The sequence below is a fragment of the Siculibacillus lacustris genome (assembly GCF_004328075.1).
Classification (GTDB): Bacteria; Pseudomonadota; Alphaproteobacteria; order Rhizobiales; family Ancalomicrobiaceae; genus Siculibacillus; species Siculibacillus lacustris.
This window is the reverse complement of record NZ_SJFN01000073.1, coordinates 1-4,278: the sequence shown is the minus strand read 5'-3', so window position 1 is coordinate 4,278 and position 4,278 is coordinate 1. Positions and strand designations below refer to the sequence as shown.

Genomic DNA, 4,278 nt, shown 5'->3' with positions numbered 1-4,278 from the left:
AACCGAGGCTCGACGCTGTCGGACCGCAGGTACTTGCGGACCGTGTTCCTCGAAAGCCCGGTGCGCCGGGAAATCTCTCGGATCGAGAAATGATCCCGATAGTGCCAGCGCCGGATGACGCTCAATAACTCCATGTCGATCACTCCGCTGTCCCCCGCACCAGTGGCGAGGGAGGAGGTTCAAACATGGGTCAATTCTCGATGGAAAAATCCCTGCCGCCTGGGTCAGTTCTCCGCGGAAATCAACACATCGAGTTCCATCCCACCGTCATCGGGACCAAACTGAAGAGAAAGCACATCCGGAAAGCGGCTCTGCCTTTCTTCCGCCGTCGAACTGAAACGCCGATCATCGCCTCCCTCGCGCTGCTCTTCATCCCACGCGAGCCATTCAGCTTGAATCTCGGCGGCGATCTCGGTGATCTCTTCGCGGGGAATAGCAGGAGCTGGCGTGATGACCTCGGGGAGCCGAAAGGCCTTGACCGCCGCCTCGGTCAGTTCGTGCAGCTCGACACCGACCCGTCTTCCCCGCTTCTTCGCTTCGAGGGGATCGGACGTGTGCAGAGATCGCGCGACCTCTCCCTTGAAACAGCCGGTCTTCGCGTTGATGAGATCCGAAAATCGCGAGTGCAGGTGATCGGGAGCCGGCTTCTTCGCGAGCGCCTTCGGCACCATCACACGATATTCGTAGACCCCGGATCGCCGCCGCTGAATGCCGCTCATCAGTGCCACCGTACCACCCCCGCGTACCACGCGAACGTACCAGGGCGGCTTCCCAAGGCTTTGATACCCTGGGTTTTTCAGCTTTTCAATGACTTAGGCTGGTGGTGGCGCTCCCAAGGGGAGCGTAATACCGCAATTAAATCAATGCACTAGAAATCGGTTAGCCAGCGCCGCTGCTCGTTTGTTCTCTCAACATTGGGCTAACCTTCGCCTCCCCCTCGACCAACCGGCGTTGCCGGCCATACGCGCCACCAGCGTGTACCGCAGGGCGGGAGCGTTTCAGATATAGTGTCGGCAGATCAACAATCGGCCGATTCCCCATGCCCGACCGCATCGCCATCAAACGCCTCACGGCGTCGGATTTGACCTTTTTCGAGTCCCTCTTCCGCAAGCTCGGGGCAGGCAATCAGAAGGCGATCAATCTGAACGCGGACGTTTTCATCGATCGGCTTTACCCGGCCCTGCCGAGCTTGGTGGCAACCTATGGTGACGTCATCCCGGTCTCGATGACCATTCTCGGTCCCGCGGCGGCGGCGAAGCTCGTCCTTTCTCGCGCAGTCACCAAGCGCGAAGCCTACAAGAACTGGCGTCTCAACGGCGAGTTCGTTCGCGATCCCGAAGGGGAGCCGGGCCGCTTCGACAGCCTCGCCGCTGGCGACATCGCCGTGCTCGACTTCAGTGGCGATCCGGTCCCGACGCGTTTGACACTCCTTCTTCTCGCGGCGAATTCGCCGCTCGACAAGGCGCTGCACGACGCCCTCGACGCCTTCGTTTCAGGCGGACGCCGGACGATGGTCGAGATCTCCCGCGACGCTCTCGCCAATGCGGCCGGCACTACTTCATCGACACACCCGATCTGGCAGATCGCCGCCGACCGTGAATACGAAGCGGCCGTCGAGGATGCTGCCCTCGGAGGCATCGAAGGTGCATCGACCCTCACCATCAAGAAGGCGGCTCGCCCCGTCAGCGCCGCGACTCTTGCTGCCGCAAAGGCGTCGGCAGAGAAGAATGGACGCGACGGAGAAGCCCTCGCCTGGATCCAACTTCAGAAGCTCGTCGCCGATGGCTCGATCGCCGCCGCCGAATGGTCGGCGCGCACCAATGCGGTCGCGCCCTTCGACTTCCTGGTGACTGAAGTCGGGGGAAATGTCGTGCATGTCGACGCGAAGAGCACCGCCGGCGAATTCGAGCGTCGCATCCACATCTCATTCGCCGAACTGACCGCCGCATCGAGCGGTCCGCGCTACGATATCTGGCGTGTCCATGGCATCGACGACGACGGCGCCAAGCTGCGCATTGCACGGGACATCGCCCCACTGGCGCAAGCGATCCTCACGGGTCTCGATCTTCCGGTCGGCGTTGCAATCGACGGCGTCTCGATCGATCCAACGACACTGACCTGGGGCGTAGACGTCGTCATCGAACGCCCCGACGAGCCGGTCGAGTGATCACTCGGCCGCCGCTCGCTCCACCGCAGTTCCGATCGCCTCGGCGAGTGACGCCTTCATCACCTTGGCGATTTCGCGCGCCATGATCGGCGGGACCGCATTCCCGATCTGACGGAACGCGGGATTCATCGTTCCGGCGAAAACGAAGCCATCGGGGAACGACTGAAGACGCGCCGCTTCGCGCACCGAAATGACGCGCCCCTGCGCACTGTCGTAGTGAATATGAGAGTAGGTATCTTTGCCAATGTGGGCCATGAGCGTGCGCGACGGGCCATTCTCGCGGAGCTTCCACCACCGGTTCGGGAACTTGCTCGGGTCATACGGCGGCACCATCGCCCGATGAAGGCGCACCCACTCACCGCTGCCGCGACGAATGCCCTTCCGAAGAGCCTCCTGCTCGAAAAGCCGGTTCGCAACGCGGTGCGCAGCCGGGTACTCGTCACCCTGCTGCATTGCCTCGAAGATCGAGGTGTCGCGGGGCAAGAAGCGGAGGACGTGGTCGTAGACCCCCTCGCCGGCTTCGAATCCAGGCCAAGCCCGCATCGCCCGTTCAAAATCGGAGAGCCCCTTGGCTGGGGACTTCCGATAGGGACTGAGCTCGGTGAAGCGGCGGGCACCTCGCTTCAGTTTGCCCTCGCGGTGAAGAAGGATCGGCGCCAGATCGCCGATCGCTTCCGAAGCACTCACTGCCGACGGTAGGCCTGCGTGGCCGGTGTCCGGCGCCACATAGTTGCTGGCCCCGAACAGATCGATCAGTTTCAAGGCGACCGAACGCGTCCCTTCATAACCCGACGGGAGGTCGCAATGGTGCGTGGCCGCCGGGAAATGGATCTGCGCTCCGAGTGCCTTGTGATAGGCGATCATGAAGACACGATCGCGCATCTGCGGTACGCCATGATGTGCGCTGTTGATCAATGAATAACGCGCGACATAGCCCATGTCGTCGAGGGCCTCGACGATTTCCTGGACGATGTTGTGGCCACCATGGTTCAGGATGTCGGGGACATTTTCGACCAGAACCGCAAGCGGTTGCAGTCGGCGAACGTATTCTAGATAGCGCAGATAGAGATTCGCACGCGGATCTATCTTGAAGGCCTGCGGATGCTCGGCGATTTCACGAAGCTTTGCGCGCCCAACGCGGGCATAAGCTTGGCAGGGAGGACCGCCGATGAGAACATCGAAAGCTTCCGTCGGCGTCCCCAGGTTCAACTCGGCGACCATCTCCTCTGCATCGATGGCCGTGATGTCTCGCGGACGAGCATGGTGGTCGATCACGCTCTGGGGCTCGCCACGGAAGAAGTTGATCGCATGTGACCGCGCCGCGAGATCGTCGATCTCCATCGCCCCGACGATATCGAAGCCGGCTGCGTCGAACCCGAGACTGAGGCCACCGCAACCGGCGAAGAGATCGAGCACCCGCGGACGCGCGGTAATTTCCGACCTCAATCGGTCGATCTTGGACAGGACGGCCGCCGGCCAAGTCATCGAGCGTATTCCTCGCAGGGTTGGGCAGTTCGGTCGCGAGCATCCGAATCGGACTATCCGGACGGAACGCTCAACGCCAGTGCCACAGGATAATCGCCCTTCGTCGCCATGGTCACCCCTCATCGAACAGGCCCCTCGCCTTCTCCCGCCTTTTCATCCCTGGCGGCGTGATGATCAACTCGCCTACCGCCTTCGGCGCGCCGTTGCCGACCGTATAGGTGAGTTCCACCTCCGCTTGGTCGAAGGCGGAAAAGATCCGTCGCACCTCGGGCGTGTCGTTGATCGACAACACGAAGGAACCGCGCAACGCCGCGAGCACTTCGGCGAGACGCGCGAACTCCTCGCGACCGAATGCCCCCACGCCATAGTCCCCTTCCGATGCGCGCTTCGCTGAATCCGGACAGCCATTCCGCTAATTCCCGGACAGCGTTTCCGCTAAAGTCCGGACAGTTTTGACGGGGTGGTCCTCGGGTGCCTCGTTTTCGTCAGGGGTTATAGGTTTCGCCGTTTTCGGCGGGGGTCAAGAGGGGCGAGGCCCTTTGCTTGCGCATGCTGTCGCCGGCCAGTTCGATGCGGTGGGCGTTGTGGACGAGGCGGTCGAGCACGGCGTCGGCGACGGTATTGTC

The 4,278-nt window shown here is 62.1% G+C and carries 6 protein-coding genes; 1 reads left to right on the top strand and 5 read right to left on the bottom strand.

From position 1 onward, the window contains the following. Both EYW49_RS22675 and EYW49_RS22670 read right to left on the bottom strand, forming a co-directional pair. The coding region (locus EYW49_RS22675; RefSeq protein WP_131309656.1) for a sigma factor-like helix-turn-helix DNA-binding protein at nt 1-134 on the bottom strand (134 nt) is incomplete at its 3' end. Nucleotides 135-224: 90 nt separating this feature from the next. Further along, nucleotides 225-719: a DUF6538 domain-containing protein gene (locus EYW49_RS22670; protein ID WP_165498387.1), complete on the bottom strand. Its 495-nt coding sequence runs from the start codon at nt 717-719 to the stop codon at nt 225-227. A gap of 320 nt (nt 720-1,039) precedes the next feature. Here EYW49_RS22670 and EYW49_RS22665 point away from each other — a divergent pair, with 320 nt between their 5' ends. Continuing rightward, nucleotides 1,040-2,167 carry a hypothetical protein gene (locus tag EYW49_RS22665; protein WP_131311998.1) on the top strand — a complete coding sequence of 376 codons (1,128 nt, stop codon included), beginning with the start codon at nt 1,040-1,042 and terminating at the stop codon, nt 2,165-2,167. On the opposite strand, the gene EYW49_RS22660 is transcribed toward EYW49_RS22665, so the two are convergent. The 3 genes from EYW49_RS22660 to EYW49_RS22650 form a co-directional block, all read right to left on the bottom strand. After that, nucleotides 2,168-3,652 (bottom strand): DNA cytosine methyltransferase, encoded by a 1,485-nt coding sequence (locus EYW49_RS22660; protein WP_131311996.1) that lies wholly within the window; start codon nt 3,650-3,652, stop codon nt 2,168-2,170. A gap of 112 nt (nt 3,653-3,764) precedes the next feature. Next, a complete protein-coding gene (locus tag EYW49_RS22655; RefSeq protein ID WP_131311994.1) occupies nt 3,765-4,013 on the bottom strand; it encodes a hypothetical protein in 249 nt (82 codons plus the stop codon). Between the two features lie 124 nt (nt 4,014-4,137). After that, the coding region (locus tag EYW49_RS22650) for an ATP-binding protein (RefSeq protein WP_228259569.1) at nt 4,138-4,278 on the bottom strand (141 nt) is incomplete at its 5' end.

What these genes read in the sequence shown, in the direction of transcription:
- EYW49_RS22670 (WP_165498387.1), bottom strand. Translation starts at nt 719, where the DNA reads ATGAGCGGCATTCAGCGGCGGCGATCCGGGGTCTACGAATATCGTGTG.
- EYW49_RS22660 (WP_131311996.1), bottom strand. Translation starts at nt 3,652, where the DNA reads ATGACTTGGCCGGCGGCCGTCCTGTCCAAGATCGACCGATTGAGGTCG.
- EYW49_RS22665 (WP_131311998.1), top strand. Translation starts at nt 1,040, where the DNA reads ATGCCCGACCGCATCGCCATCAAACGCCTCACGGCGTCGGATTTGACC.